29 protein-coding genes are annotated in these 26,049 nt (G+C 70.1%); 17 read left to right on the top strand and 12 right to left on the bottom strand.

Annotation, left to right across the window (positions count from 1 at the left end):
• The first annotated feature begins 44 nt into the window (after positions 1 to 44).
• Positions 45 to 458 carry a DUF3151 domain-containing protein gene (locus tag A5655_RS12190; protein ID WP_067010200.1) on the top strand — a complete coding sequence of 138 codons (414 nt, stop codon included), beginning with the start codon at positions 45 to 47 and terminating at the stop codon, positions 456 to 458.
• Here the strand turns inward: A5655_RS12190 and A5655_RS12185 are convergent.
• From A5655_RS12185 to A5655_RS12175, 3 genes are read right to left on the bottom strand one after another with little or no spacing between them, the layout of a single operon-like run.
• A complete protein-coding gene (locus A5655_RS12185; protein ID WP_067010197.1) occupies positions 455 to 1,354 on the bottom strand; it encodes a cation diffusion facilitator family transporter in 900 nt (299 codons plus the stop codon). The genes A5655_RS12190 and A5655_RS12185 overlap by 4 nt on opposite strands.
• Before the next feature lie 40 nt (positions 1,355 to 1,394).
• Positions 1,395 to 2,171 carry a site-2 protease family protein gene (locus A5655_RS12180; RefSeq protein WP_067010194.1) on the bottom strand — a complete coding sequence of 259 codons (777 nt, stop codon included), beginning with the start codon at positions 2,169 to 2,171 and terminating at the stop codon, positions 1,395 to 1,397.
• Between the two features lie 9 nt (positions 2,172 to 2,180).
• Positions 2,181 to 2,567, bottom strand: a complete 387-nt coding sequence (locus A5655_RS12175; protein ID WP_067010191.1) for a DoxX family protein — start codon at positions 2,565 to 2,567, stop codon at positions 2,181 to 2,183.
• Positions 2,568 to 2,694: 127 nt separating this feature from the next.
• Between A5655_RS12175 and A5655_RS12170 the strand changes: the two genes are divergently transcribed.
• Positions 2,695 to 3,027: a hypothetical protein gene (locus tag A5655_RS12170; RefSeq protein WP_156764831.1), complete on the top strand. Its 333-nt coding sequence runs from the start codon at positions 2,695 to 2,697 to the stop codon at positions 3,025 to 3,027.
• A 12-nt stretch (positions 3,028 to 3,039) separates the two neighbouring features.
• Here A5655_RS12170 and A5655_RS12165 read toward each other — a convergent pair whose 3' ends face one another.
• Positions 3,040 to 3,654, bottom strand: coding sequence for a peptidase M50 (locus tag A5655_RS12165; RefSeq protein ID WP_067010185.1), 615 nt, complete (start codon positions 3,652 to 3,654; stop codon positions 3,040 to 3,042).
• A gap of 81 nt (positions 3,655 to 3,735) precedes the next feature.
• Here A5655_RS12165 and A5655_RS12160 point away from each other — a divergent pair, with 81 nt between their 5' ends.
• The 5 genes from A5655_RS12160 to A5655_RS12140 are packed head-to-tail and all read left to right on the top strand — an operon-like array spanning position 3,736 to position 8,510.
• Positions 3,736 to 5,034: an adenylosuccinate synthase gene (locus tag A5655_RS12160; protein ID WP_067010182.1), complete on the top strand. Its 1,299-nt coding sequence runs from the start codon at positions 3,736 to 3,738 to the stop codon at positions 5,032 to 5,034.
• On the top strand, positions 5,031 to 5,669 hold the full coding sequence (locus tag A5655_RS12155; RefSeq protein WP_067010179.1) for a PaaI family thioesterase: 639 nt from the start codon (positions 5,031 to 5,033) through the stop codon (positions 5,667 to 5,669). The genes A5655_RS12160 and A5655_RS12155 overlap by 4 nt, the downstream gene beginning before the upstream one ends.
• Before the next feature lie 29 nt (positions 5,670 to 5,698).
• A complete protein-coding gene (gene purT / locus A5655_RS12150) occupies positions 5,699 to 6,880 on the top strand; it encodes a formate-dependent phosphoribosylglycinamide formyltransferase (protein WP_067010176.1) in 1,182 nt (393 codons plus the stop codon).
• Positions 6,877 to 7,293, top strand: coding sequence for a rhodanese-like domain-containing protein (locus A5655_RS12145; RefSeq protein WP_067010172.1), 417 nt, complete (start codon positions 6,877 to 6,879; stop codon positions 7,291 to 7,293). Before purT ends, A5655_RS12145 begins: the two co-directional genes overlap by 4 nt.
• Positions 7,290 to 8,510, top strand: coding sequence for an O-succinylhomoserine sulfhydrylase (locus A5655_RS12140; protein WP_067010169.1), 1,221 nt, complete (start codon positions 7,290 to 7,292; stop codon positions 8,508 to 8,510). Before A5655_RS12145 ends, A5655_RS12140 begins: the two co-directional genes overlap by 4 nt.
• Here A5655_RS12140 and A5655_RS12135 read toward each other — a convergent pair.
• The 4 genes from A5655_RS12135 to A5655_RS12120 are packed head-to-tail and all read right to left on the bottom strand — an operon-like array spanning position 8,507 to position 12,259.
• Positions 8,507 to 9,886, bottom strand: a complete 1,380-nt coding sequence (locus A5655_RS12135; protein ID WP_067010166.1) for an NAD(P)/FAD-dependent oxidoreductase — start codon at positions 9,884 to 9,886, stop codon at positions 8,507 to 8,509. The two genes, A5655_RS12140 and A5655_RS12135, sit on opposite strands and share 4 nt — an antisense overlap.
• 42 nt (positions 9,887 to 9,928) lie before the next feature.
• The gene (locus A5655_RS12130) at positions 9,929 to 10,423 is read right to left on the bottom strand and encodes a hypothetical protein (RefSeq protein ID WP_067010162.1); all 495 of its coding nucleotides are present in this window, start codon (positions 10,421 to 10,423) and stop codon (positions 9,929 to 9,931) included.
• Between the two features lie 22 nt (positions 10,424 to 10,445).
• Complete coding sequence (locus A5655_RS12125) at positions 10,446 to 11,060, bottom strand: hypothetical protein (RefSeq protein ID WP_067010159.1); 615 nt, start codon at positions 11,058 to 11,060, stop codon at positions 10,446 to 10,448.
• A gap of 14 nt (positions 11,061 to 11,074) precedes the next feature.
• Positions 11,075 to 12,259, bottom strand: coding sequence for an acyl-CoA dehydrogenase (locus A5655_RS12120; protein ID WP_067010157.1), 1,185 nt, complete (start codon positions 12,257 to 12,259; stop codon positions 11,075 to 11,077).
• 33 nt (positions 12,260 to 12,292) lie between these two features.
• On the opposite strand from A5655_RS12120, the gene A5655_RS12115 reads away from it, so the two are divergent.
• Genes A5655_RS12115 through A5655_RS12090 form a run of 6 tightly spaced genes read left to right on the top strand, consistent with a single transcriptional unit; the run spans position 12,293 to position 17,613 of the window.
• Positions 12,293 to 12,655 carry a DUF3054 domain-containing protein gene (locus tag A5655_RS12115; protein WP_067010150.1) on the top strand — a complete coding sequence of 121 codons (363 nt, stop codon included), beginning with the start codon at positions 12,293 to 12,295 and terminating at the stop codon, positions 12,653 to 12,655.
• A 7-nt stretch (positions 12,656 to 12,662) separates the two neighbouring features.
• Complete coding sequence (locus A5655_RS12110; RefSeq protein ID WP_067010148.1) at positions 12,663 to 13,580, top strand: SAM-dependent methyltransferase; 918 nt, start codon at positions 12,663 to 12,665, stop codon at positions 13,578 to 13,580.
• Positions 13,581 to 13,590: 10 nt separating this feature from the next.
• Positions 13,591 to 14,076: a GNAT family N-acetyltransferase gene (locus tag A5655_RS12105; protein WP_067010146.1), complete on the top strand. Its 486-nt coding sequence runs from the start codon at positions 13,591 to 13,593 to the stop codon at positions 14,074 to 14,076.
• Positions 14,073 to 15,164: an LLM class flavin-dependent oxidoreductase gene (locus A5655_RS12100; protein ID WP_067010144.1), complete on the top strand. Its 1,092-nt coding sequence runs from the start codon at positions 14,073 to 14,075 to the stop codon at positions 15,162 to 15,164. The genes A5655_RS12105 and A5655_RS12100 overlap by 4 nt, the downstream gene beginning before the upstream one ends.
• Positions 15,161 to 16,282, top strand: a complete 1,122-nt coding sequence (locus tag A5655_RS12095; protein WP_067010142.1) for an LLM class flavin-dependent oxidoreductase — start codon at positions 15,161 to 15,163, stop codon at positions 16,280 to 16,282. Before A5655_RS12100 ends, A5655_RS12095 begins: the two co-directional genes overlap by 4 nt.
• Complete coding sequence (locus A5655_RS12090) at positions 16,279 to 17,613, top strand: NtaA/DmoA family FMN-dependent monooxygenase (RefSeq protein ID WP_067010139.1); 1,335 nt, start codon at positions 16,279 to 16,281, stop codon at positions 17,611 to 17,613. The genes A5655_RS12095 and A5655_RS12090 overlap by 4 nt, the downstream gene beginning before the upstream one ends.
• A 6-nt stretch (positions 17,614 to 17,619) precedes the next feature.
• Here A5655_RS12090 and A5655_RS12085 read toward each other — a convergent pair whose 3' ends face one another.
• The gene (locus tag A5655_RS12085; RefSeq protein WP_067010137.1) at positions 17,620 to 18,045 is read right to left on the bottom strand and encodes a nuclear transport factor 2 family protein; all 426 of its coding nucleotides are present in this window, start codon (positions 18,043 to 18,045) and stop codon (positions 17,620 to 17,622) included.
• Between the two features lie 30 nt (positions 18,046 to 18,075).
• Positions 18,076 to 18,564 carry an STAS/SEC14 domain-containing protein gene (locus A5655_RS12080; protein WP_067010237.1) on the bottom strand — a complete coding sequence of 163 codons (489 nt, stop codon included), beginning with the start codon at positions 18,562 to 18,564 and terminating at the stop codon, positions 18,076 to 18,078.
• Between the two features lie 92 nt (positions 18,565 to 18,656).
• Between A5655_RS12080 and A5655_RS12075 the strand changes: the two genes are divergently transcribed.
• Positions 18,657 to 19,847 (top strand): FAD-binding domain, encoded by a 1,191-nt coding sequence (locus A5655_RS12075; protein WP_067010135.1) that lies wholly within the window; start codon positions 18,657 to 18,659, stop codon positions 19,845 to 19,847.
• 16 nt (positions 19,848 to 19,863) lie between these two features.
• Here the strand turns inward: A5655_RS12075 and A5655_RS12070 are convergent, their stop codons facing one another.
• Positions 19,864 to 20,610 carry an MBL fold metallo-hydrolase gene (locus tag A5655_RS12070; RefSeq protein WP_067010235.1) on the bottom strand — a complete coding sequence of 249 codons (747 nt, stop codon included), beginning with the start codon at positions 20,608 to 20,610 and terminating at the stop codon, positions 19,864 to 19,866.
• 29 nt (positions 20,611 to 20,639) lie between these two features.
• Here A5655_RS12070 and fgd point away from each other — a divergent pair, with 29 nt between their 5' ends.
• From fgd to A5655_RS12055, 3 genes are read left to right on the top strand one after another with little or no spacing between them, the layout of a single operon-like run.
• Positions 20,640 to 21,650, top strand: coding sequence for a glucose-6-phosphate dehydrogenase (coenzyme-F420) (gene fgd / locus A5655_RS12065; protein WP_067010133.1), 1,011 nt, complete (start codon positions 20,640 to 20,642; stop codon positions 21,648 to 21,650).
• On the top strand, positions 21,643 to 23,721 hold the full coding sequence (gene pta / locus A5655_RS12060; protein WP_067010131.1) for a phosphate acetyltransferase: 2,079 nt from the start codon (positions 21,643 to 21,645) through the stop codon (positions 23,719 to 23,721). Before fgd ends, pta begins: the two co-directional genes overlap by 8 nt.
• Entirely contained in the window at positions 23,711 to 24,865 is a 1,155-nt protein-coding gene (locus tag A5655_RS12055; protein WP_067010129.1) for an acetate kinase, read from the top strand. The genes pta and A5655_RS12055 overlap by 11 nt, the downstream gene beginning before the upstream one ends.
• Here A5655_RS12055 and A5655_RS12050 read toward each other — a convergent pair.
• Positions 24,854 to 26,038 carry a DUF1501 domain-containing protein gene (locus A5655_RS12050; RefSeq protein WP_067010127.1) on the bottom strand — a complete coding sequence of 395 codons (1,185 nt, stop codon included), beginning with the start codon at positions 26,036 to 26,038 and terminating at the stop codon, positions 24,854 to 24,856. The genes A5655_RS12055 and A5655_RS12050 overlap by 12 nt on opposite strands.
• Positions 26,039 to 26,049 lie beyond the last annotated feature (11 nt).

Below are 26,049 nucleotides of genomic sequence, written 5' to 3'. Positions count from 1 at the left end.
GGGAGCTTAGCGACCCGTCGCGGGGGAACGGCAAAATAGACGCCATGACGTCGATGGGAGATCTCCTCGGACCCGATCCGATTCTGCTGCCGGGCGATAGCGACGCCGAGGCGGAGCTGTTGGCCAACGAGAACCCGACCGCGGTCGCGGCCGCGCATCCGTCGGCGTCGGTGGCCTGGGCCGCGCTCGCCGAAGGGGCGCTGGCGGAGGACAAGGCCGTCACCGCCTACGCCTACGCGCGCACCGGTTACCACCGCGGCCTGGACCAGCTGCGGCGAAACGGCTGGAAGGGCTTCGGCCCGGTGCCCTACGCGCACGAGCCCAACCGCGGCTTCCTGCGCTGCGTGGCGGCGCTGGCCAAGGCCGCCGACAGCATCGGCGAGACCGCCGAATACCTGCGCTGCCTGGACCTGCTCGACGATTGCGACCCCGCGGCGCGCCAGGCGCTCGGCCTCTAAAAGCCTTCCGCGCAGTCGCCGGGCCGGTCCGGCGACTCGATCTGGACGGTGGCGTGGTCCAGCCCCCGCGCGGACAGCACCGCGCGCGCGTCGGCCAAGACCCGGGCGGAGTCGCCGTCGCTGGTCAGGTGCGCGGTGCACATGTCCTTGCCGGGCGAGAGCGTCCACACGTGCAGGTCGTGCACCTCGGTCACGCCGTCGACGGCGCCCAGCGCGCCGCGCAGCTCCTCCACGTCGATGTGGGCCGGCGAGGCCTCGGACAGGATGCGCAGCGCGTCGCGAGCCAGGGAGATGGCTCGGGGCGCCACCCACAGCGCGACCAGCACCGCGACCACCACGTCGGCGTACGGCCAGCGCGTCGTGACGGTGACGATGCCGGCGATCAGCACGCCCAGGCTGCCCACGCTGTCGGCCACCACCTCCGTGTAGGCGCCCTTGACGGCCAGGCTGCCTTCCGCGTGCGACCGCAGCAGCAGCGCGACCACCAGGTTGGCCAGCAGGCCGAGCAGCGCGACGACGATCATCGGCACGCCGGGGATCGACGGGGTCTCCTTGAGCCGCTGGATCGCCTCCCACAGGATGAACAGGGCGACGCCGATCAGCAGCCCGGCGTTGGCTACCGCGGTGAACACCTCGGCGCGGTGCCAGCCGTAGGTGCGCGCGGGCGACGAGCTGCCGCGCCGGGCCAGCGTCACGGCGGCCAGCCCCATGAACACCGCGACGACGTCGGTCAGCATGTGTCCGGCGTCAGCCAGCAGCGCGATCGAGTTGATCAGCAGCGAGGTGGTCAGCTCCACCACGAAGAACACCGCCAGGATCGCCGCCGCGGCGACCATGCGGGGGATCATCCGCGAGGCGTCGCTCTCGGCGGGGGTGTGGTTGTGGCCGGCGCCCATAGCCAGCAATATATGCGTAACGACGCATATATTGCAAGGGTCAGAACCAGGCGCTCCAGAACCGGGTCAGCGAGTTGCCCCAGGCCACCAGCACGTGCGGCACCCCGGAGAAATCGAACAGATAGAGCACCAGCCCGAAGAACCAGCGGCTGGCCGCCAGGATCAGGAACAGCAGGATGAAGAAGCCCCACTGCTTCGCGGGCGCCAGCGCGCGCTGCGTCTCGGGGCTCAGGTGCGGCTCCAGGGCGTCATACCCGTCCAGGCCCGGAATCGGCAGCAGGTTCAGTAACAGAGCGGTGAGCTGAAGGAACCCCAGGAACGCCACCCCCGACCACAGCACCGCATGGTCCGGGTCGAAAAAGAACCGGGTCAGCGCCAGCAGCAGCACCGCCAGCACCAGGTTGGCCGCCGGGCCCGCCAGGCTGACCATGGTCCGGCGGGCGGGCGTCATGAACCACGTCCGCACGTACACCGCGGCCCCCGGCAGGCCGATCCCACCCAGCAGGATGATGACCACCGGCAGCAGCAGCGAGAGCGCGGGGTGGCTGTAGCGGCGCGGGTCCAGGGTCAGATACCCGCGCACCGCGACATCGTGATCGCCGAATCGCCAGGCAGTCACGGCGTGCCCGAATTCGTGCAGGCACAGCGACACCACCCAGCCGGCGACCACGAAGACGAAGACGCCGGCGTAGGACAGCGGCCGCACGCTAGACCCGGCCAGCCACGCCAGCACGCCGCCGGCGGCCGTCAACGCGACCAGGGCCAAAAAGAGCGGGCTGGGCCGCACCGATTCGTGTTGCCGGGCGGGGAAGCTCACCGCTTGAAATTACCTCGACACCCGCCGCCGCTGCGGGCGCAGCGCCCAGGACGCAACGGTCAGGCCCGCGAGTAGCACGGGACCCACCAGCGTTGTGGCGTCGTCGCCGACCCACAGATGCGACGCCGTCGCTCCGGTGTAGATGAACATCAGACCCGCGTATGCCCACTCCTTGACCAGCGCGGTCCGCGGGGCCAGCAGAACAATGCCGGCCGACACGTAGCAGACGCCGAGAATGGTCATGAAATACAGCGGATAACCGAGATGTGTCACGACGCCTTCGAACGGCTGCAGGCGCAACGCGCCCATCACCCCACCGACAAAACATTCGGCGGCGAGCACGGCGGTCGCCGCCCAGTAGATCCGGTTTCGGTAGCCGGAAGCGGAACGTGTCATCGGCGAAGCCTCCTCACAACTTCGACACCCCGCGGACCCGACGTGTGACCGGACCGGATTGAGCGAAGACGCGAAAACCCACGTTTGCGTCGGGGACCCGGCAGCCGCCCGCTACCGTCCCAAAACCATGACGGATGCAAGCGGTTCGCTCGAGGTCTGGCTGCGCCAGGACGACGAGGAGATCGTGTGCACGGTCGTCCGTGACGACGAGAGCACCTACGAGCTGGACGTGGACGCGCTGTCAATGCGCGGCGCGCAACGCGAGATGACCGGCTACTTCATCGACGAAGGCTACGAGCCGGCGGGCCCGTGGCAGGACGAGGTTGCCGGCCACGACGGCCCCGCGGAGACGGCGCGCAGGTTCCGGCCGGCAGCGCTCCAGGCGTCGGACCCGAACGTCGACCTGGCGGTCGACGCGTACGACACGCTCGAGGCCGGTGCCGGTGAGGTGTTGCCGTAACACCGACGACGCCTAGCGGACCAGCAGCCAGCCCTCGACATTGCGGTAGAACGTCGACCGCCGCGTGGCGCGCGGGGCGGCGACGCCGTCGCGCACGACGGTGACGCCGGCGCTGCCGAGCTGGGCCGCGCGGCCCGCGACCCACCGGCCCTTCACCCGGGCCCGGAGGCCCGGCACGGCCAGCGTCGGCTCGATCCACGCCCCGGCGACCTCCCCGTCGAACAGCGTGGTGTCGTCGACCACGGCCTCGCCGTGGACGGTCGCCCGGCCGTCGGGGGGCAGCCAGCGCGCGCGGCCCACGATCACCGACCCGGTGTCGTCGCGGATCAGGGTGGCCCGGCCGGCAGCGCCGCGGATCGCGCGTCGCGCCGCCCGGCGCCCGGCCGGGACTTTGTACGCTCGGGTGGCCGGGGTGCGCCGGGGCGGCACGTAGGCCACCTCGACGTCGAGCCGCTCGGCGCGCAACAGCCGGGTCAGCACCGCGGCCAGGTCGGCGTCGGCGCCGACGACCACCAGCCGCCGGTAGGAGCCGATCGCGGCGTCGAGATCCGCCGAATGGACCGGCAGGCCCCTCAGCGCACGCGGCACCCGCCGCCCGCCGAAGACCAACACCCCCACGTTATTCATGCGTCGCTTCCGAGCTCCTGGGATAGGGTGTGTCACCGGCTGGACCACAATAAGCAGGCGAGATCAGGTGGGAGCAACGTCATGCCGGCAATCGTCCTCATCGGCGCCCAATGGGGCGACGAGGGCAAAGGTAAGGCCACTGACCTGCTCGGCGGCCGCGTCCAGTGGGTGGTGCGCTACCAGGGTGGCAACAACGCTGGGCACACCGTCGTGCTGCCCACCGGCGAACACTTCGCCCTGCATCTGATCCCGTCGGGCGTGCTCACCCCCGGGGTCACCAACGTCATCGGCAACGGCGTCGTGGTGGATCCCGGGGTGCTGCTCGACGAGCTGAAAGGCCTCGAGGACCGCGGCGTCGACACCGCCAGGCTGCTGATCTCCGCCGACGCGCACCTGCTGTTGCCCTACCACGTGGCCATCGACAAGGTCACCGAGCGCTACATGGGCAATAAGAAGATCGGCACCACCGGCCGCGGCATCGGCCCGTGCTACCAGGACAAGATCGCCCGCCAGGGGATCCGCGTGGCCGACGTGCTCGACCCCGACGCGCTCACCCACAAGATCGAGGGCGCGCTGGAACTCAAGAACCAGATCCTGGTCAAGATCTACAACCGCAAGGCCCTCGACCCGCACCAGGTGGTCGACGCCCTGCTGGCGCAGGCCGAGGGTTTCCGGCACCGGATCGCCGATACCCGGCGGCTGCTCAACACCGCGCTGGAGGACGGCGAAACGGTCCTGCTGGAGGGATCGCAGGGCACCCTGCTCGACGTCGACCACGGCACGTATCCCTACGTCACGTCGTCGAATCCGACCGCGGGCGGCGCGGCCGTCGGCTCCGGGATCGGCCCGACCCGGATCACCGCGGTGCTGGGGATCCTCAAGGCCTACACGACCCGCGTCGGCTCCGGCCCGTTCCCCACCGAGCTGTTCGACGAGAAGGGCGAGTACCTGTCCAAGACCGGCGGCGAATTCGGTGTCACCACGGGGCGGCGCCGGCGCTGCGGCTGGTTCGACGCCGTGATCGCCCGCTACGCCACCCGGGTCAACGGCATCACCGACTTCTTCCTGACCAAGCTCGACGTGCTGTCCAGCCTGGAAACGGTGCCGGTGTGCGTCGGCTACCGGATCGACGGGGCGAGCATCAACGACATGCCGATGACCCAGAGCGACCTCGCCCGCGCCGAACCGATCTACGAGGAGCTGCCGGGCTGGTGGGAGGACATCTCGGACGCGCGGGAGTTCAACGACCTGCCCGCCAAGGCGCGCGATTACGTCTTGCGGCTGGAAGAGCTTGCGGGAGCACACATTTCGTGCATCGGCGTCGGTCCCGGACGCGATGAGACGATCGTGCGCCGCGACGTCCTGGCGGCCCGCCCGTGACCGAACCCGACCCGAAAGAGCTCGACCCGGAATACGAACACCACGGTGGTTTCCCGGAATACGGCCCGGCCAGCCCCGGCCCCGGATTCGGCCGGTTCGTCGCGGCCATGCGCCGGCTGCAGGACCTTGCGGTGTCCGCCGACCCGGGCGACGACGTCTGGGACGACGCGGCCGACCGCGCCGCGGCGCTGGTGGAGGTGCTGGGCCCGTTCCAGGCCGAGGAGGGCAAGGCGCCGGCGGGGCGGACGCCCGACGTTCCTGGCATGGGCAGCCTGCTGCTGCCGCCCTGGACGTTGACGCGTTACGCGCCCGACGGTGTCGAAATGACCGGGTATTTCAGCCGGTTTCACGTCGGCGGCAACCACGCCGTGCACGGCGGCGTGCTGCCGCTGCTGTTCGACCACATGTTCGGGATGGTCTCGCACGCGGCCGGGCGGCCGATCAGCCGCACGGCCTTCCTGCACGTCGACTACCGCAAGGTCACGCCGATCGACACGCCGCTGCTGGTGCGCGGGCGGGTCACCCGCACCGAGGGGCGCAAGGCGTTCGTCGCCGCGGAGCTCGTCGACGGTGACGACGCCGTGCTGGCCGAGGCCAACGGCCTGATGGTGCGGCTGCTCCCGGGTCAGCCGTAGCCACGCCGGGACCGACCTATCCTTGAGCGGTGACTGACGGCTTGACCCAAGGACAGGACGACAAGACGACCGCGCTCGCCGTGTCGCCGCAGGCTGCCCCCCAACCGCCGGAAGACGGCAGGCCGGCGGTGCTGCTGCTCGGCTCCGGCGAGCTCGGCCGGGAGCTGGCGGTCGCGCTGCGCCACCTCGGCGCGCGGGTGATCGCGGCCGAAGACGACCGCATCCCGCTGACCGACGGCGCCGAGCTGTCCAAGGCGATTCAGCAGCTCAAGCCCGACTTCGTGGTGACCGCGACCGACGCGGTCGCCACTGGAGCCCTCGAGGCGCTCGTCGACGGCCAGCGCCCCCAGCTGGTGCCCAATGCCCGCACCGTCCGGCTCACCTCCGACCGGGAGGCGCTGCGGCGGATGGCCGCCGACGAGTTGGGGCTGCCCACCGCGCCGTTCTGGTTCGTCGGCTCGGTCGGCGAACTGCAGGCGGTGGCCGCCCACGCCGGCTATCCGCTGCTGGTGAAGCCGGTGACGGGCCGGGGACACTCGGTGGTTTCCGGGCCCGACGACATCGAGCCGGCCTGGCAGCGCGCGCAGGGGAGTTCGGCCGGGCGGGTGCTGGCCGAGACGGTGGTCGAGGTCGACTTCGACGTCACCCTCCTCGTCGTGCGCGGCGAGGGCCCGAGCGGTCCGCTGATCGAGTTCTGCTCACCCATCGGCCACCGCGACGTCGACGGCGCCGTGCTGGAATCCTGGCAGCCCCAGCAGATGGGCGAGGCCGCGGTGGATGCGGCCAAGTCGATCGCCGCGCGAATCGTCAAGGCGCTCGGCGGGCGCGGCGTCTTCGCTGTCGAGTTGATGATCAAGGGCGACGAGGTGTATTTCGTCGACGTCACCGCGCACCCGCACCCGAGCGTCTGGGTGACCGTACGCAGCCAGCGGCTTTCGGCGTTCGAACTGCAGGCCCGGGCCATCCTGGGCCTGCCGGTGGACACCATGATGATGTCGCCGGCCGCCGCCCACGCGATCAATCCGGCCCCCGACGGCGCGTCGTCGGCCACCGACGCGTTGACTCGCGCGCTGCGGGTGCCGGAAAGCGATCTGCGCGTCTTCGCTACGGGGCATGGGGTGGCGCTGGCGACCGCACCCGAAGTGGCGACCGCGCGCGACCATGCCCGGCAGGTGGCGAACGCGCTGAATATGCGAGACTCACGCGGATGAGCTACGCGGGAGACATCACGCCGGAACAGGCGTGGAAGCTACTGAGCGACAACCCCAACGCCGTGCTGGTCGACGTCCGCACCGACGCCGAATGGCGGTTCGTCGGCGTGCCCGACCTGTCGAGCCTGGGCCGCGACGTGGTGTACATCGAGTGGGTCACCGCCAACGGCATGCCCAACGCGAACTTCGCCGACGAGCTGACCAGCCGCGTCCCGCCGGCAGACCAAGAGCGGCCCGTGATCTTCCTGTGCCGCTCGGGCAACCGCTCGATCGGCGCGGCCCAGGTCGCGACCCAGGTGGGCCTCACCCCGGCCTACAACGTGCTGGACGGTTTCGAGGGCCAGCTCGACGCCAGCGGCCATCGCGGCGAAAACGGTTGGCGCGCGGTCGGATTGCCCTGGAAGCAAGGATGACGGACGACCAACCGGTCCGTACGCCCAAGGCGCTGCCCGACGGCGTCAGCCAGGCCACCCTCGGCGTGCGCGGGGGTCTGCTGCGATCCGGTTTCGAGGAGACCGCCGAGGCGATGTTCCTGACGTCCGGCTACGTCTACGAGTCGGCGGCCGTGGCGGAGCGGTCGTTCACCGGCGAGCTGGACCATTTCGTCTACTCGCGCTACGGCAACCCGACCGTGACGATGTTCGAGGAGCGGTTGCGCCTGATCGAGGGCGCGCCCGCGGCGTTCGCCACCGCGAGCGGCATGGCCGCCGTGTTCACCTCGTTGGGCGCGCTGCTGGGCGCCGGCGACCGGCTGGTCGCGGCGCGCAGCCTGTTCGGGTCGTGCTTCGTGGTGTGCAACGAGATCCTGCCGCGCTGGGGGGTCGAGACCGTCTTCGTCGACGGCGACGACCTCGCCCAGTGGGAAGAGGCGCTGTCGGTGCCCACCCAGGCGGTGTTCTTCGAGACCCCGTCAAACCCCATGCAGTCGCTGGTCGACATCGCCGCGGTGACCGAGCTTTCCCACGCTGCGGGCGCGAAAGTGGTGCTGGACAATGTCTTTGCCACACCGCTTCTGCAGCAGGGCTTCCCGCTCGGGGTGGACGTGGTGGTGTACTCCGGGACCAAGCACATCGACGGGCAGGGCCGGGTGCTGGGCGGCGCCATCCTCGGCGACAAGGAGTACATCGACGGCCCGGTGCAGAAGCTGATGCGGCACACCGGCCCGGCGATGAGCGCCTTCAACGCCTGGGTGTTGCTGAAAGGCCTTGAGACGCTGGCGGTTCGGGTCGAGCACTGCAACGCGTCGGCACATCGCATCGCGGAGTTCCTGGAGACCCATCCGGCGGTGAGCTGGGTGCGCTATCCCTTCCTGACGTCGCACCCGCAATACGACCTGGCCAAGCGCCAGATGACCGGCGGGGGGACGGTGATCACCTTCGCGCTCGACTGCGCCGAAAGTGCCGCCAAGCAGCGGGCTTTCGAGGTGCTGGACAAGCTGCGGCTGATCGACATCTCCAACAACCTGGGCGACGCGAAATCCCTGATCACCCATCCGGCGACCACGACGCACCGCGCCATGGGCCCGGAGGGCCGCGCGGCGATCGGGTTGGGCGACAACGTGGTCCGCATCTCCGTCGGGCTGGAGGGCACCGACGACCTGATCGCCGATATCGATCAGGCCCTGGGCTAGCCGGCCTGCTTCTCGGCCGCTTCGATGCGTTCGGCCGCCGCCAGCGTCCCGTCCTGCGCCTGCTTCTCCACCCAGTCCACCACCGGCCGCGCGTACATCATCTGGCTGGTGATGGCCATCTGGCCGCGGGTGCGCCCCAGGAAGGAGATGCCCCAGGCGAACATGGCGGCGATGCGGTTGCGGAAGCCGACCAGGTACAACAGGTGCAGCAACAGCCACGCCAACCAGGCGACGAAGCCGCCGAACTCCAGCTTGCCGACCTGCGCGACAGCGCTGTAGCGGGAGATGAGGGCCATGCTGCCCTTGTCGAAGTACTTGAACGGCTTGCGGTTGGCCGGGTCGTCGTGGCCCTTCACGGCGTTCTTGATCAGCGCGGTGGCGTAGTGCGCCCCCTGGATCGCGCCCTGGGCCATCCCGGGCACGCCGGGAACCGACATGAGGTCGCCGACGACGAAGACGTACGGGTGACCCTTGACCGAGAGGTCGGGTTCGACGACCACGCGTCCGGCGCGGTCGGTCTCCGTGCCGTCGGACTGTTCGGCGATCATCTTGCCCAGCGCACTGGCCTGAACGCCGGCCGCCCACACCTTGCACGCGCACTCGATGCGGCGCTCGGTGCCGTCCGTCTCCTTGACCGTGATGCCCATGTAGTCGACAGCGGTCACCATCGCGTTGAGCTGGACCTCGACGCCCATCTTCTCGAGCCGCCGCTGGGCCTTGAGGCCAAGCTTCTCGCCCATCGGTGGCAGCACCGCGGGCGCGGCGTCGAGCAGGACGACCCGGCACTCGCTGGGCGTGATGGTCCGGAACGCCCCGGCCAGGGTGCGCTCGGCGAGCTGCACGATCTCGCCGGCCAGCTCGACGCCGGTCGGCCCCGCGCCGACCACGACGAAGGTCAGCCGGCGTTTCCGCTCGTCCGGGTCGGTGGCGACCTCGGCGGCCTCGAACGCGCCGAGGATGCGACTCCGCAGCTCGAGCGCGTCGTCGATGCTCTTCATCCCGGGGGCGAAGGCGGCGTAGTCGTCGTTGCCGAAGTAGGACTGCTGGGCGCCCGCCGCCACGATGAGGCTGTCGTAGTGCGTCACGGTCTCCATCCCCATCAGGTGCGACGTGACCGTCTGCGCCGTCAGGTCGATCCCTTCGACTTCGCCCCACAACACCCGGACGTTCTTCTGCTTACGCAGGACGAGCCGGGTGGTGGGCGCGACGTCGCCCTCGGACAGGATGCCGGTGGCCACCTGGTAGAGCAGCGGCTGGAACAGGTGGGTGGTGGTCTTCGAGATCAGGGTGACGTCGACGTCGGCCCGCTTGAGTGACCGCGCCGCGTTCAGGCCCCCGAATCCGCTTCCGATGATGACGACGTGATGGCGCGCCATGCCTACCCCTTCGTGTCGTGGTCCCCGCAGCCCATCACCAGCCTAGGTTGTCGGGGGGCCGGACCATGGCCAGCTACCGGTCTTGATTTTGCGCCGCGCGGACCACATGAGAACCGAGCCCGTCGCGATTGCGAGGACGCCCCCGGACGCCCACAGATAGTTCGGCTTTCCCTCGCTCGCCGTGAAGGCCGCATAGGTGCCGTCGCGCTTGCCGATGAGATGAACGTCCACCTGCGACCCGACCGCATGTCGGTCGTAGTCTCCGACGATCAGGCCGGTGTTCGACTTTCCGCTGACGCCCCACCTGCCGTAGCAGCTTTCGTCGTCCCCGCGCAGCGAGGTGTGCGAGTCGCAATGATCGATCGTCACCGTCGTGGGTGTGCCGAACCGATACGCAACGGCGTGCCACACACCGAATTCCAGACCAAAGATCAGCCCGCCGACCACGCAGACGCCGCCAAGCACCCCGGCGACCCACGCCCCGATGCGCGCCGGCTTGCGGCTCCCGATGTGCTGCTCGGGGTCGTCCTCGTCCATCACCAGATCCCTTCTAGCGCACTTAGAAAGGCCACGCCGCGGCGTTGGTCTTGTACTTCCCGTTGAGCTGATTGCAGAAGTCGTCGTTGGAGCCGGCGAGGAAGATGTAATAGGCCTCGGCGTTGCTGCGGCGGCTGTCGAAGGAATTGGGCGTGGTCCAACCGCTGTTGCACATCGCCGTGTCCGACCCCGTGGTGGGCTTGCGCCAATTGGTCTTGGCGCAGGCGCTGAGGGCGTCGACGTTGGGGGTGGCGCTCTTCGCGGCGACGAGCATCGCGCCGCCCCACAGCCCGTCGTTGCGCCGGTAGGCGCGCGCCCCGAATCCCGCGTTGTTCGTCTGGCACGCCATCGCCCGCTTGAGTAGCCCGAAGGGGGCGGCGAGCTGCGGATTGCCGACCGCCGCTGCGGCCGTGATGAATTGGGCCGCGTCCGAGCCGTCGACCTCCTGGACGTTCGGGTTGCCAAGGCCGGTCAGCTGCTGCGCAATCCCGGAGTTGTTGCCGCCGCCGATGATCGGTCCGCCGCCGCCGGACGTCATCGGGGGCAGGGTGACGGGATCGGCGGTTGCGACGGGGGCGGACAGGGCCAGCCCGCACGCGGCGAACAGCACGCCGATCCGATATACGACAGATCCCATGAGCGGTTCTCCTATCAGCGGAACGCGTCGCTGCCGGTGAAGGCCTGGCCGAGGACGAGCTGGTGCATCTCCGGGGTGCCCTCGTAGGTCAGCACCGATTCCAGGTTGACCATGTGCCGGATGACGGGGTATTCCAGCGATATCCCGTTGCCGCCCAATATGGTTCGGGCGGTCCGGCAGATCTTGATCGCCTCGCGGGTGTTGTTGAGCTTGCCGAAGCTGACCTGCTCGGGGCGCAGTCCGACGCCGTCCTTGAGGCGGCCGAGGTGCAGCGACAGCAGCTGCCCCTTGTGCAGTTCGACCGCCATGTCGACGAGTTTGGCCTGCGTCAGCTGGAACCCGGCGATGGGGCGGCCGAACTGGGTGCGCTGCGTGGCGTAGTCGAGGGCGGCCTGCCAGGCCGACCGCGCCGCGCCCATCGATCCCCAGATGATCCCGTAGCGCGCCTCCGACAGGCACGACAGCGGGCCGCGCAAACCCGTCGCCCCGGGCAGCATCGCATCGGCCGGCAGGCGCACGTCGTCGAGCACCAGCTCGCTGGTGATCGACGCCCGCAGCGACAGCTTGTGGTGGATGGTGTTGGCGGTGAAGCCCGCGGTCCGGGTGGGCACGATGAAGCCGCGGATCCCCTCGTCGGTGGCCGCCCACACGATCGCCACGTCGGCGACCGAGCCGTTGGTGATCCACAACTTGCGACCGTTGATCACCCAGTCCGAGCCGTCTTGGCGCGCACGGGTTTTCATCGCGGCCGGATCGCTTCCGACGTCGGGTTCGGTCAGCCCGAAGCAGCCGAGGAGTTCACCGGCGGCCATGCCCGGCAGCCACCGCTGCTTCTGCTCCTCCGACCCGAAGTTCCAGATCGCGAACATCGCCAGCGACCCCTGCACGGAGACCATCGACCGGATGCCCGAGTCGGCGGCCTCCAGCTCGGTACAGGCCAGGCCGTAGTGCACCGCCGAAGCGCCTCCGCAGCCGTAGCCGTGCAGGTGCATCCCGAGCAGTCCGAGCTGGCCGAACTGCTTGGCCAGCTGGCGGACCGGAAGGTCGCCGATCTCGAACCACTCGCCGACGTACGGGATGACGTGCTCGGCGCAAAACTTTCGCACGGTGTCGCGCACGGCGAGCTCGTCGCCGGACAGGGAGGCGTCCAGACCCAGCGGGTCGTCCCGGTCGAACGCGGGGGGTGCATCGGTGCTCATGGTTGCCAGCCTGCCACCCGGTAGTCTCGCGGCATGCGACGGATTGCATACCTGCTGGTGGACGTCGTCGCCGTCCTGGTGTTTTGCGCCGCCGGGCGCCGCAGCCACGCCGAAGGGCTGACGATCGGCGGCCTCGCGACGACGGCCTGGCCGTTTCTGACCGGGACGCTCGTCGGGTGGCTGCTGTCCCGCGGCTGGCGGCGGCCCGCCGCCGTCGCGCCCACGGGGCTGATCGTCTGGGTGTCCACCGTGGTCGTCGGCATGCTGCTGCGCAAAGCCAGCTCGGCGGGAGTGGGCGCGAGCTTCGTGGTGGTCGCCGCGTCGGTCACCGCGGTCCTGTTGCTCGGCTGGCGGGCCGGTGTGGGCCTGGCCCTGCGGCGCCGCTCCGACGCCTGAGCCGACGATGGCACCTGCCCGCTGGAATCCGGCCTCCGGGGATGGCCTGACCACCACGTTCGACGCGGTCGTGCGGGCCGTCGCCACGAACAAGGGCCTCCTGCACGACCCATTCGCCGAGCCGCTGGTGCGCGCCGCGGGGGTGAAGTACTTCGCCGAGGTGATCGACGACGAGCGCTACGCGGACGACGACGGCCACCCGATCATGGCGGGGCTCATCTACGTCCAGGCGGCCTACGGAAGGTTCCTGGACGAGTTCCTCGCCGACGCGGGCCGGTCCGGCATTCGCCAGGTGGTGATCCTGGCGTCGGGCCTCGACACCCGGCCCTATCGGCTGTGGTGGCCACCGGGGACGACGGTGTACGAGATCGAACGGCCGGAGGTCCTCGATTTCAAGGCCGAAGTGCTGCGGGGGCTGGACGCGCGGCCCAACGCGCACCGGCGCGAGATCGGCGTCGACCTGCGTCAGGATTGGCCGGCGGCCCTGCGGCGGGCCGGTTTCGACGCCGCGAGGCCCACGGCCTGGATCGCCGAGCAACTGCTCGTCGGCTACCTGCCGCCCGACGCGCAGCACCGGTTGCTGTACGGCGTGAGCGAGGCGAGCGCGCCCGGTAGCCGCTTCTCCGCCGATCACATGGCCACCTGGACGCCCGAACGGCAGGCGGCGCGGCAGGCCTTTGTCGACGGCTGGCGACGGCACGGCCTCGACGTCGACCTGGCCGGCCTGACCTACCCGGGCGAATACCGATACGTCCCCGAATATCTGGCGGCGCACGGCTGGGAGACGGCCCAGCGCAACGTCGTCGAGTTGTTCGCCGCCATCGGTTTGAGCGATTCCTGGCGCGGCCGCCCCCAGGACGTGAACCTCGTGCCGGGATATGTGACCGCCGTCCGGCCCGGAATGCCTCCCCACGACGAGCGTTAGACGTTAGGTGATGACCGAAATCCAGCTCGAGTTCGTGCCGGCCACCCACGACGACCCGTTGGCGGGGCCGCTGCTGGCCGAGCTGGCCGTCGAGTACGCGCAGCGCTACGGCGGGACGCCGGACGCGCACCTGGCCTGGTTGCCCGTGCCGGCGGAGGAGCTGGCGCCACCCGACGGCGGCCTGCTGATCGGGGTGGTGAACGGAGCGCCGGTCACCGGTGGGGCGTTTCGGCGGTACGACGCCGACACCGCCGAGCTCAAGCGGATCTGGACCGACAGCGCGCATCGGCGCCGCGGCTACGCCCGGGCGCTGCTGGCGGCGCTGGAGGCCGAGGCCGCCGCGCGCGGCTACCGGCGGCTGTACCTGATCACCGGCAATCGGCAGCCCGAGGCGGAGGCGCTCTACGATGCGACGGGCTACACCCGCATCGCCCCCGACCCGCTGCCGGACTGGGGGCCGTTCCTCCCGATCGCCTTCGAGAAGTGGCTGCGATGAGCCCTCAGTTCCATTTGGGCGTAGCGCTCGACGGATACGGGTGGCATCCCCACGCGTGGCGGGCGGCCCTGGAGGCCGGCGCGGCCTCGGTGCTCAGCGGCGCCTACTGGGCCGGGCTGGCGGCCACCGCCGAACGCGGGCTGCTGGACTTCCTTACCATCGACGACACCCTGATGCCGCAGATCGGGCGAAGCTCCCGGATTCATCCGGATCGGCTGACCGGCCGCGCCGACGCCGTGCTGGTCGCGGCCCGGATCGCCCCGGCCACGCGGCACATCGGCCTGATCCCGGTGGCCACGGTCACCCACACCGAGCCATTCCACGTCTCCAAATCGATTGCGACCCTTGACTTCGTGTCGCACGGCCGGGCCGGCTGGCAGCCACGGGTGAGCGCCACCACGCATGAGGCGGCGCTGTTCGGCCGCCGGGACGTATCCCAGGTGCCCCTCTTCGAGGAGGCGGTCGAGTACGTCGACGTGGTGCGCCGGTTGTGGGACAGCTGGGAGGACGACGCGATCATCCGCGACGCGAGCACCGGGCGCTACGTCGACGTGAACAAGCTGCACTACGTCGACTTCACCGGGAAATACTTCTCGGTCAAGGGGCCCTCGATCACGCCGCGCCCACCCCAGGGCCAGCCCGTGGTGGCCGCGCTGGCGCACGTCGGCCCCGCCTACGAGTTCGCCGCGGCCGGCGCCGACGTCGTCTTTATCACGCCCACCGACGGCGCCTCGGTGCAAAGAATCCTCGCCGACGTGCGCGCGGCGGGCGGCACGCACCTGAAAACCCTTGCCGACGTGGTGGTTTCGTTCGACGGCACCGCCGACTTCCGTTCCGACGCGCTCGTCTTCACCGGCGGGGCCACGGAATTGGTGGAGCTGCTGCTGGACTGGCAGCGGCTGGGCATCGACGGCGCCCGCCTGCGCCCCGCCGTCAACACCACCGACCTGCCGGTGATCGCCGACGAGGTGGTGCCGCTGCTGCAGCGGGCCGGGCTCTTCCGCACCGGCTATCGCGAGGGGGAAACCCTGCGCGCCCGCCTCGGCCTGCCCGTGGCGCCCAATCGCTATGCGGCGGTGAACCGGTGACCCCGGTGCCGCTGTCGATCCTCGACCTGTCGCCGATCAGCTCGGGCGGCGACGCCGCGACCGCCCTGCGCAACACCGTCGACCTGGCCCAGCACGCGGAGCGGTGGGGCTTTCGCCGGTTCTGGATCGCCGAACACCACTTCGTCGCCGTTGCCAGCGCGGCGCCGGCCGTGCTGATCGGCCAGATCGCGGCCGCCACCAACACGATTCGCGTCGGCTCGGCAGCCGTGCAACTCAGCCACACCACGGCCGCCGCGGTGGTGGAGAGCTTCGGCATGCTCGACGCGTTCCACCCGGGCCGCATCGACCTGGGCCTGGGCCGCTCCGCGCAGCGGCGGATCACCAAGCCGCGATCCCCGAAACCCCCCAGGCCCGAACCTTCCCGGGAATGGCGCGAGGTCGACGGCGTCGTCATCCCGCCGCCGTTCGACCTGCGCAAGCTGCTGGGCGGCGGCCGCGTGCAGGCGACCCAGGCGATCCTGCAGCAGCCCGAGGCCGTCGCGCCCGAGTTCGAAGAGCAGCTCGGGGACATCATCGCGATGTTGACCGGCACCTACCAGGTCGACGGGTTCGACGTGCATGCGGTGCCCGGCGAGGGCTCCGCGCTGACGCCGTGGATCTTCGGCAGCAGCAAGGGACGCAGCGCCCGCGCCGCCGGCGCGCTGGGGCTGCCGTTCGTGGCCAGCTACCACCTCACGCCCGCGACCGCGCTGGACGCCATCGACGCCTACCGGGACGCCTTCGTCCCCTCGGGATGGCTGCCGCGGCCCTACGTCGTGGTGTCGGCCGACATCGTCGTCGCCGACGACGCCGCCACCGCAAAGCATTTGGCGTCCAGCTACGGCCACTGGGTGTATTCGATCCGGGCCGGCGGCGGCGCCATCCCCTATCCCGACCCCGACCGGTGCGATCCCCTGACCGACGAACAGCTCGAGGTCGTGATCGACCGCATCGCAACGCAATTCGTCGGCAACCCCGACGAGGTCGCCGAGCGGCTGGAAACGCTGCAGCGGGCCACCGGCGCCGACGAGCTCGTCATCACCTCGGTCACCCACCGGCACGAGGACCGGCTGCGCTCGCACGAACTGATCGCCAAGCGCTGGGGGCTCACCGGATGAGCGTGCGGGAGGGCAAGCAGCGCAAGCCGATTCACCTGGCCGCCCACTTCCCGGGCGTCAACAACACCACGGTGTGGACCGACCCGGGCTCGGGCAGTCAGATCGAGTTCGAGTCGTTCGTGCACCTGGCCCGCACCGCCGAGCGGGGATTGTTCGATTTCTTCTTCCTGGCCGAGGGGCTGCGGCTGCGGGAGCATCGGGGGCGCATCTACGACCTCGACGTGGTGGGCCGCCCGGACACCTTCACCGTGCTGGCCGCGCTCGCCGGCGTCACCGACCGGATCGGGCTGACCGGAACCATCAACACCACCTTCAACGAACCCTTCGAGGTGGCACGGCAATTCGCGTCGCTGGACCACCTGTCCGGGGGCCGCGCCGGGTGGAACATGGTGACCTCGTCGGACGCCTTCACCGGCGCCAACTTCCGCCGCGGCGGCTTTCTCGACCACGCCGAGCGCTACCAGCGGGCCGAGGAGTTCCTGGCCGTGGCCCGCCAGTTCTGGGACAGCTGGCAAGCCGACGCCGTGCTGGCCGACGTCGGGGCCGGGGCCTATGTCGATCCCGACCGAATCCGAAGCGTCGAGCACCGCGGCCCGCAATTCGACGTGCGCGGGTTCGCCACGCTGCCCGCCGGGCCGCAGGGCCATCCGATTCTGCTGCAGGCCGGCGACTCCGCCGACGGCCGCGCGTTCGGCGCCCGCAACGCCGACGCCCTGTTCACGCTGCACGGGTCGCTGGAGGACGGGCGGCGCTATTACGCCGACGTCAAGGGACGCGCCGCGTCCTACGGCCGGGATCCCAACCGGCTCAAGGTGTTTCCGGCGGCGACGTTCGTCATCGGGGACACCGACGCCGAGGCGCAGGACCGGGCGCGGCACATCCGCTACCAACAGGTCAGCGGCGCGACGGCGATCGCCATGCTCGAGCAGGTGTGGGGCCGCGAGCTGTCCGACCACGACCCGGACGGCCCGCTGCCCGACTTCGACCCGGTCGTCGACAGCGCGATCACGCAGGGCCGGGTGCGGCACGGCGACCCGGTCGCCGTCGCCCGCAGTTGGCGCGAACGCGCCGACGCCGAGAACCTGTCGATCCGCGAGCTGATCATCGCCGTCACCAGTCGCGAGCAGTTCGTCGGCACGCCGGGTCGCATCGCCGACGCCATCGACACCTACATCCAGTCCGACGCCTGTGACGGTTTCATCCTGGTGCCGCACCTGACGCCGCACGGCCTGGACGAGTTCGTCGACCGGGTGGTGCCGGTGCTGCAGGAGCGCGGCGCGTTCCGCACCGGGTACGCCGGCGAGACGCTGCGGGACCACCTCGGGCTGTAACGCGCCCTACTTGTGGTACGCGTCGTCCTGGATGACCTTCACGCCGCGCCAGCCCCAGTACACGCAGTGGCGCTGGATGAGCCCGTCGGCGATCTCCATGACCTCGACGAAATCCATCTGCTCGCCGTCGGGCGCGTCGCGCGGGTATTCGAACATCATCGTTCGCGCGCCGTCGGTGAGATAGCCGGTCCGGTGGTAGGTCCGCAGCGGCGGCTTGCGGGCCGCGACCCGCTCGAGCAGCGGCCGCAATTCGCTGTGCCCGTGGACTATTCCGGTTTCGGTGCCCAACGTCAGCGGAACCGCCGGGCTCTCCAGCACGGCGTCGGGGGCATAGAGGGCCAGGAGGGCGTCGACGTCGTCTTCGCTGAGCGCCTTGTCCCAGTCGTGGTAGATGCGTTCGGCCGCCTGCTGGAAACTCTCGTTGTCTGGCATGCCCAACGGGTACCCAGGTTGGCCCGAATGTCATCGCGGTCCGGTCGGGGCGGAAAGCTTGGTGGCGGCGAGTTTGACGAGGCTGACGATCGCGGCGCCCACTCCGCCGATGTAGGCCTTGGCCATGTCATGCGTGGACGCGCCCGGGGCGGCCCGCAACGAAGCCAGCCACGCGACCGCGTCGTCGCGTTCGTTGTCCTGATACACCCGCACCGGGCACGGCATCCACGCGCCGATGCTGCGGGCCGGCACCCGAACCCAGCCAAGGTCGCTCACAACCGCGCAGCCGTCGAGCAGCCGCGTGTAGCTCGCCCCGAGTCGGGCGTCTGCCCACAGCGCGCCCGGTGTGATGCGCTGGAAGCCCGGGCCGAATTGGTACAGCAGCCGCAGCCGACTACCCGTTCGTCGCGCCCGATCGACCAGCGGTGCAAAGACCTGGTCGTAATCTGCCGTCGTTACGGTGCCGACCGCTTCCAAGGCCTGGATCCCGTCGGGCATGCCCGCCAGTTCTTCCAGCACGATGACCCTCGCTCGCAACGCTGACTAATTGCCTAGTGCAACTATTGCCTAATGATATAATCATTTTGGGCTGCGTTGAAAGGGGTGTGCGCATGAAGGTCGCCATCGTCGGTGCCGGCATCGCCGGCCCGACGCTCGCGTACTGGCTTTGGCGTTATGGCCACGAGCCGACCCTGATAGAAAAGGCGCCGCGGCTGCGCACGGGCGGCTATGTGGTGGATTTCTGGGGTGGCGGGTATGCGGTCGCCGAACGGATGGGGCTTACCCCCGAATTGCACGCCGCCGGTTACGTGGTCCGGGAACTGCGCCTGGTGGACCGCAATTCGCGGAAGGTGGGGGGCTTTTCGGCGGAGTCGTTCCGGCGCAACCTCGATGGCCGCTTCGTCACCGTCCCGCGCGGGGATCTGGCCGCCGTGATCCACCGCTCGATCGACCCGCATGTCGAAACCCTGTTCGGTGAAAGCGTTTCGGCCATCGCGCAAGACGGCGCGGGTGTTCGGGTCACGTTGGAGGGCGGCCAGTCGCGACGGTTTGACTTGGTCGTCGGCGCCGGTGGCATCCATTCGCCGGTGCGTGGCTTGGTGTTCGGGCCGGAGTCTCGATTCGAGGCCGACCTCGGTTACCGCGTGGCCGCCTTCGAGGCCGAGGGCTACCGGCCGCGCGACGAACTCGTCTACCTCGCCTACACCACACCCGGGCGAATGCTCTCGCGGTTCGCGATGCGTGACGAAAAGACCTTGTTTCTTTTCGTTTTCACCGCCGAGCACATGCGCGGCCCCGACCCACGGGACGTGCCGGAGGTCAGGGCCACCCTGCGGCAGGTCTTCGGCGACACCGGCTGGGAATGCCCCGAGATCCTGCGCGAACTCGACCGTGCTCCCGACGTGTACTTCGACCGCGTGAGCCAAATCGTCATGGACCGCTGGTCGCAGGGGCGGGTGGCGCTGATCGGCGACGCCGCGGCCGCGGTCTCGCTGTTGGCCGGGGAGGGGACGGGTCTGGCGATGGTGCAGGGCTACATCCTGGCCGGCGAACTCGGCCGCGCCGGCGCCGACCACCGCGAGGCGTTTCTGCGCTATGAACGCCGGCTGCGTCCGATCGTCGAGGCCCGGCAGCGGTCGGCGCGTGCGTTCGCGTCGATGTTCGCGCCGAAGACGTCGCTCGGATTGTGGACCCGGAACCAGGCCTCCAAATTGCTGGACATCCCGTGGGTCGCCGACCGGCTCATCGGGACTGAATTCCGCGACGACATCGCCCTGCCCGAGTACGTCGCTTCGCGCTAGATCGCCGCCCCGTTCGTCATTGCGCGCGCTTGAGCGCCTCCTCCGTCGCATCGCGGATTGGACCGCGCCACACGTCGCCGTGACCGGGCAGCAGCACCTCGGTGTCCAGCGCGGCCAGCGCCTCCAGGCTGCGCAGGCAGTTCTGCTGGTCGTGGCTGAACACCGCCGGCAGCAGTTGTGGCCCGCCGCGCCGCAGCAGCGGGTGGCCGGTGATCAGGGCGTCGCCGCTGGCCAGCACGCCGTCGACGACGTACGAGCAGTGCCCGCCGGTGTGTCCCGGGGTGGCGACGGCCGTCGGGTTGCCGGGCAGGCCCGCGGCCACCTCGGCGGTCAGCGGCCGCGTCGACGGGATGCCGTCGCGGATCAGACCGCCGTTGCGCACCACGTGCGCGCCCCACACCGCCCACCGCGGCCGCCAAATGCGCAGCGCCACATCGAAAACGGACACCTGTTCCAGGTATTCCCGCTTGGCGTGACCCACCTCGTCGGCGTGGCAGTACACCGGGGTGCCGTGCTCGCGCGCGAACCAGATCGCCGAGCCCAGGTGGTCGATGTGCGCGTGCGTGAGCAGGACGGCGCGCACGTCGCCCGCGCCGTAGCCCAGCTTGGCCAGCGAGGCCAGCACGTCCTCGCGATCCCCGGGGTAGCCGGCGTCGATCAGCAGCACGCCGGTGCCGTCGACGACCAGGGTCCAGTTAACGGCGTGGCCCTGGGCGAGGTAGACGGTGTCGGTGACCTGAACAAGTGTTGGCGCTGGTGCCATGCCCAACACTGTAGGAGTAGAAATAACCCGTGGCTGAACTCAAACTCGGATACAAGGCGTCCGCCGAACAATTCGCACCGCGCGAGCTCGTCGAACTGGCCGTCGCCGCCGAAGCGCACGGCATGGACAGCGCAACCGTCAGCGACCACTTCCAGCCGTGGCGGCACAAGGGTGGGCACGCCCCGTTCTCGCTGGCCTGGATGACCGCGGTCGGCGAGCGCACCGAGCGGATCGTGCTGGGCACCTCGGTGCTGACCCCGACCTTCCGGTACAACCCCGCCGTCATCGCGCAAGCCTTCGCGACCATGGGCTGCCTGTACCCGAACCGCATCTTCCTGGGCGTCGGCACCGGCGAGGCCCTCAACGAGATCGCGACCGGATACGAGGGCGAGTGGCCGGAGTTCAAGGAGCGCTACGCGCGGCTGCGCGAATCGGTGCGGCTGATGCGCGAACTGTGGCTCGGCGACCGCGTCGACTTCCAGGGCGAGTACTACAAGACCAAGGGCGCCTCGATCTACGACGTGCCCGAGGGCGGTATCCCGATCTACATCGCCGCGGGGGGGCCGCAGGTGGCCAAGTACGCCGGGCGCGCCGGCGACGGGTTCATCTGCACCTCCGGCAAGGGCGAGGAGCTCTACAAGGACAAGCTGATCCCCGCGATGCGCGAGGGCGCCGAGGCGGCGGGCAAGAACCCCGACGACATCGACCGGATGATCGAGATCAAGATCTCCTACGACACCGACCCGGAACTGGCCCGGGAGAACACCCGGTTCTGGGCGCCGCTGTCGCTGACCGCCGAGCAGAAGCACAGCATCGACGACCCGATCGAGATGGAGAAGGCCGCCGACGCGCTGCCGATCGAGCAGATCACCAAGCGCTGGATCGTCGCGTCGGATCCCGACGAGGCCGTCGAAAAGGTCGGTCAATACGTGACCTGGGGCCTCAACCACCTGGTGTTCCACGCGCCGGGTCACGACCAGCGCCGGTTCCTGGAGCTCTTCGAAAAGGACCTGGCGCCCAGGCTGCGCCGACTTGGCTGAAAGTTCGGCGATATACATCGCCGCGCCCGAGCCGGAGACCGGCAAGTCGACGATCGCGCTGGGGCTGCTGCACCGGCTGACCGCGACCGTCGCGCGGGTCGGCGTGTTCCGTCCCATCACGCGCCTCGGCGAGGACCGTGACTACATCCTCGAGCTGCTGCTGGAGCACACCACCGCCGGCCTGTCCTACGAGCAGTGCGTTGGCGTGACCTACCAGCAGCTGCACGCCGACAGCGACGCCGCGATCGGCGCCATCGTCGACGCCTTTCACGCGATGGCGCAGTCCTGCGACATGGTGGTGATCGTCGGCAGCGACTACACCGACGTCACCCGGCCCGCCGAGCTCTCGGTCAACGCGCGCATCGCGGCCAACCTCGGCGCGCCGGTGCTGCTGACGGTCAGCGGCAAGGGCCGGACCCCGCAGGAGGTCGCCGGCGTCGTCGAGGTGTGCCTGGCCGAGCTGATCGCCCAGCACGCGCACGCCGCGGCGGTGGTGGCCAACCGGTGCGACCCGGCGGACCTGGCGGAGGTAGCGGAAGCGTTGTGCGCGTTCACCCAGCGCAGCTACGTGCTGCCCGAGGCGCCGCTGCTGTGCGCGCCGACGGTGGCCGAGCTGGAGCGGGCCGTGGCCGGGACGCCGGTCAGCGGTGAGGCGTCGCTGCGGCAGCGCGAGGTCACCGACGTGCTGGTCGCCGGGATGACCGCCGATCACGTCTTGGAACGGCTGCGCGACGGCATGGCGGTCATCACCCCGGGCGACCGCTCCGACGTGGTGCTCGCCGTGGCCAGCGCCCATGCGGCGGAAGGGTTTCCGTCGCTGTCGTGCCTGGTGCTCAACGGCGGGTTCGAGCTGCATCCGTCGATCGCGGCGCTGGTGAGCGGCCTGCGGCTGCGCCTGCCGATCATCGCGACCGCGCTGGGCACCTACGACACGGCCAGCGCGGCCGCCTCGGCGCGCGGCCGGGTCACCGCGATGTCGCAGCGCAAGATCGACACCGCGCTCGAGCTGATGGACCGCCACGTCGACATCGCGGATCTGCTTGCGCAGCTGACAATTTCGGTCCCGACCGTGATCACCCCGCAGATGTTCACCTACCAGCTTCGGCTGCGGGCCCGGGCGGATCGCAGGCACATCGTGCTGCCCGAGGGCGACGACGACCGCATCCTCCGCTCGGCCGGCCGCCTGCTGCAGCGTGGCATCGCCGACCTGACCATCCTGGGCGACGAGGCCCAAATCCGGCTGCGCTCGGCCGAACTCGGGGTGAACCTCGACGGCGCGCAGGTGATCGACCCGCTGGCGAGCGAGCTGCGCGACCAGTTCGCCGATCAGTACGCGGAGCTGCGCAAGGCGAAGGGCATCACGGCCGAGCACGCCCGCGAGATCATGCGCGACGCCACGTATTTCGGCACCATGCTGGTGCATAACGGCGTCGTCGACGGCATGGTTTCCGGCGCCGCCCACACCACCGCGCACACCGTCCGGCCGGCGTTCGAGATCATCAAGACGGTCCCGGACGTCTCCACCGTCTCCAGCGTCTTCTTCATGTGCCTGCCCGACCGGGTGCTGGTGTACGGCGACTGCGCGATCATCCCGAACCCGACGTCCGAGCAGCTCGCCGACATCGCGATCAGCTCCGCCCGCACCGCCGCGCAGTTCGGCATCGAGCCGCGGGTGGCCATGCTGTCCTACTCGACCGGCGACTCCGGCACCGGCGCCGACGTCGACAAGGTCAGGGCGGCAACGGATCTGGTGCGACGGCGCGATCCCGAGTTGCTGGTCGAGGGTCCTATCCAATACGACGCCGCGATAGAGCCGTCGGTGGCGGCCACCAAGCTGGGGGATTCGCCGGTGGCCGGGCACGCCACCGTGCTGATCTTCCCGGACCTCAACACCGGCAACAACACCTACAAGGCGGTGCAGCGCAGCGCCGGGGCCATCGCGATCGGCCCGGTGCTGCAGGGGCTGCGCAAGCCGGTCAACGACCTGTCCCGCGGCGCGCTGGTCGAAGACATTGTGAACACCGTGGCGATCACCGCCATCCAGGCGCAGGCCACCACCCATGGCCGATAACCGCCTCGTGCTGGTGATCAACTCCGGCTCGTCGTCGTTGAAATATCAACTGGTCGACCCGGATTCGGGCGAGGCGCGGGCGTCGGGCCACATCGAGCGGATCGGCGAGGACGGGTCGGGGGTCAGCGATCACGAGGCCGCGCTGCAGCGCGCCTTCGACACGTTGGCATCCGACGGCATCGACCTGCGGACCTGTGGGCTGACGGCGGTGGGGCACCGGGTGGTGCACGGCGGCAACGAGTTCTACCGGCCCACGGTGATGGACGACGCGCGGGTCGCCGCGCTGGGCAAGCTGTCCGAATTGGCCCCCCTGCACAATCCGCCCGCGCTCAAGGGCATCGAGGTGGCGCGCAAGCTGCTGGGAGACTTCCCCCACGTGGCCGTCTTCGACACGGCGTTCTTCCACGACATGCCGCCCGCCGCGGCGACCTACGCGATCGACCGTGAGGTGGCCGAGCGGTGGCAGATCCGCCGCTACGGGTTTCACGGCACGTCGCACCGTTACGTCAGCGAACGGGCCGCCGCCTTCCTCGATCGCCCCCTCGGCGGCCTGAAACAGATTGTGCTGCACCTGGGCAACGGCTGCTCGGCGTCCGCGATCGCCGGCACCCGGCCGATCGACACGTCCATGGGCCTGACGCCGCTGGAGGGTCTGGTGATGGGCACCCGCAGCGGCGACATCGACCCCAGCATCGTCAGCTACCTGTGGCACCGGGCCCAGATGGGCGTCGACGACGTCGAGGAGATGCTCAATCAAAGGTCCGGGGTGCTCGGCCTGGCCGGCGAGCGCGACTTCCGGCGCCTGCGGGCCATGATCGAATCCGGCGACGGCGCCGCGCAATTGGCCTACAGCGTGTTCATTCACCGGCTGCGCAAGTACATCGGCGCCTACCTGGCGGTGCTGGGGCACACCGACGTCATCAGCTTCACCGCCGGGATCGGCGAGAACGACCCGGCGGTGCGCCGCGACGCGGTGGCGGGCCTGGAGGAGCTGGGCGTCGTGCTCGACGAGCGCCGCAACCTCAGCGGCGGGCGGGGCGCGCGGCAGATCTCCGCCGAATCGTCGCCGATCGCCGTGCTGGTGATACCGACCAACGAAGAACTGGCCATCGCCCGCGACTGCGTGCGCGCGCTAAGCGGTTAGGAAGCCCAGGCTGTTTCGTCCCGGCCCGACCGACGGGGTGGGATCGGCCGCCACGGTCCGGGTCAGCAGCTCGTGGTAGACGTCGCGAAAGTCGGTGGTGTACTTCAGGTCCCCGTTGTCGAGGTCGGTGAGGCTGGGTTCCTCGCCGTAAAACCCGCCCTTGACCGGCGCGCCGGCGACGAAGACGGGGCCGGCGGTGCCGTGGTCGGTGCCTTGCGAGGCGTTCGCGCGCACGCGGCGCCCGAACTCGGAATACGCCATCACGACCACGTTCGGATCGCCCACCTGCTGCAGGAACGACGTGACGGCCTCGTCGAACGTTCCGAGCAGGCGCTGCTGGGTTTCGCGTTCGTCGGCGTGGGTGTCGAATCCGCCCAACTGCACCGTGTAGACGCGCGTCGGGACGCGGGCCCGTACCGCGGCGGCGACTACGCCCAGCTGCGCGGCCAGCGAATTATGGCCCTTGGCGACGGGTTTGATCGAGTCGAACGCGCCGTTGGCGGTCCGTGCGGCGCGGTAGGCCTTGCGCACCGCGGCCATCGCCGGGGTGTCGTTCGGGTCGTCGGCGCCCAGCGCGCCCATGATGCCGTCGAATTGCTGGGCCTTATCCGGCGCCCCGCCCGGCGAAAGCGCCGCCGCCGTGCACTTTTCGCCGACCGCCAGCGGCGGCAGGACGGGCCCGACGTTGACCGCGCGCAGCGGGTCGTCCCCGGTGGCGTCGAGCCAGCGGCCGATCCAGCCGGTTGCGACCGGCTCGGCCGGCGACGCCGTCTGCCAGATGTCCATGGACCGGAAGTGGCTGTGGTCCGGCTTGGGGTAGCCGACGCCGCGCACGATGGCGAGTTGACGCCGGCCCCACAGTTGCGCGAGCCCCTTCATCGCCGGGTTGAGCCCGAGCCGCTCGTCGAGGTGGATCACGTCGCCCGGGGCGTAGGCAAGCTCGGGTCGGGCGTCGTGGTAGGCGTTGTCGCCGTACGGGATCAGGGTGTTGACGCCGTCGTTGCCGCCGTACAACGTGACGAGCACCAGCACGCCGGCGCCCTCGGGCAGCGGCCGGTCCCGGGCCGCGCGCATCAGGTCGGGCCATTCGACCGCGACGGCCGTCGAGAGCAGGCCGGCCGCGCCGACGCCCGCGCTGGCGATCAGGAATTTGCGGCGATTGATCTCGGGCATGCTCGGTCTCA

The organism is Mycobacterium sp. 1081908.1 (genome assembly GCF_001673535.1).
Classification (GTDB): domain Bacteria; phylum Actinomycetota; class Actinomycetes; order Mycobacteriales; family Mycobacteriaceae; genus Mycobacterium.
Note: the sequence above shows the minus strand (reverse complement) of the source record. Positions and strands in the feature narration are given on the sequence as shown.

Coding starts and splice junctions, on each gene's coding strand:
- A5655_RS12190 (WP_067010200.1), top strand. CDS start 45: ATGACGTCGATGGGAGATCTCCTCGGACCCGATCCGATTCTGCTGCCG.
- A5655_RS12185 (WP_067010197.1), bottom strand. CDS start 1,354: ATGGGCGCCGGCCACAACCACACCCCCGCCGAGAGCGACGCCTCGCGG.
- A5655_RS12175 (WP_067010191.1), bottom strand. CDS start 2,567: ATGACACGTTCCGCTTCCGGCTACCGAAACCGGATCTACTGGGCGGCG.
- A5655_RS12170 (WP_156764831.1), top strand. CDS start 2,695: ATGACGGATGCAAGCGGTTCGCTCGAGGTCTGGCTGCGCCAGGACGAC.
- A5655_RS12165 (WP_067010185.1), bottom strand. CDS start 3,654: ATGAATAACGTGGGGGTGTTGGTCTTCGGCGGGCGGCGGGTGCCGCGT.
- A5655_RS12160 (WP_067010182.1), top strand. CDS start 3,736: ATGCCGGCAATCGTCCTCATCGGCGCCCAATGGGGCGACGAGGGCAAA.
- A5655_RS12145 (WP_067010172.1), top strand. CDS start 6,877: ATGAGCTACGCGGGAGACATCACGCCGGAACAGGCGTGGAAGCTACTG.
- A5655_RS12140 (WP_067010169.1), top strand. CDS start 7,290: ATGACGGACGACCAACCGGTCCGTACGCCCAAGGCGCTGCCCGACGGC.
- A5655_RS12135 (WP_067010166.1), bottom strand. CDS start 9,886: ATGGCGCGCCATCACGTCGTCATCATCGGAAGCGGATTCGGGGGCCTG.
- A5655_RS12130 (WP_067010162.1), bottom strand. CDS start 10,423: ATGGACGAGGACGACCCCGAGCAGCACATCGGGAGCCGCAAGCCGGCG.
- A5655_RS12125 (WP_067010159.1), bottom strand. CDS start 11,060: ATGGGATCTGTCGTATATCGGATCGGCGTGCTGTTCGCCGCGTGCGGG.
- A5655_RS12120 (WP_067010157.1), bottom strand. CDS start 12,259: ATGAGCACCGATGCACCCCCCGCGTTCGACCGGGACGACCCGCTGGGT.
- A5655_RS12115 (WP_067010150.1), top strand. CDS start 12,293: ATGCGACGGATTGCATACCTGCTGGTGGACGTCGTCGCCGTCCTGGTG.
- A5655_RS12110 (WP_067010148.1), top strand. CDS start 12,663: ATGGCACCTGCCCGCTGGAATCCGGCCTCCGGGGATGGCCTGACCACC.
- A5655_RS12105 (WP_067010146.1), top strand. CDS start 13,591: ATGACCGAAATCCAGCTCGAGTTCGTGCCGGCCACCCACGACGACCCG.
- A5655_RS12100 (WP_067010144.1), top strand. CDS start 14,073: ATGAGCCCTCAGTTCCATTTGGGCGTAGCGCTCGACGGATACGGGTGG.
- A5655_RS12090 (WP_067010139.1), top strand. CDS start 16,279: ATGAGCGTGCGGGAGGGCAAGCAGCGCAAGCCGATTCACCTGGCCGCC.
- A5655_RS12085 (WP_067010137.1), bottom strand. CDS start 18,045: ATGCCAGACAACGAGAGTTTCCAGCAGGCGGCCGAACGCATCTACCAC.
- A5655_RS12075 (WP_067010135.1), top strand. CDS start 18,657: ATGAAGGTCGCCATCGTCGGTGCCGGCATCGCCGGCCCGACGCTCGCG.
- A5655_RS12070 (WP_067010235.1), bottom strand. CDS start 20,610: ATGGCACCAGCGCCAACACTTGTTCAGGTCACCGACACCGTCTACCTC.
- A5655_RS12055 (WP_067010129.1), top strand. CDS start 23,711: ATGGCCGATAACCGCCTCGTGCTGGTGATCAACTCCGGCTCGTCGTCG.
- A5655_RS12050 (WP_067010127.1), bottom strand. CDS start 26,038: ATGCCCGAGATCAATCGCCGCAAATTCCTGATCGCCAGCGCGGGCGTC.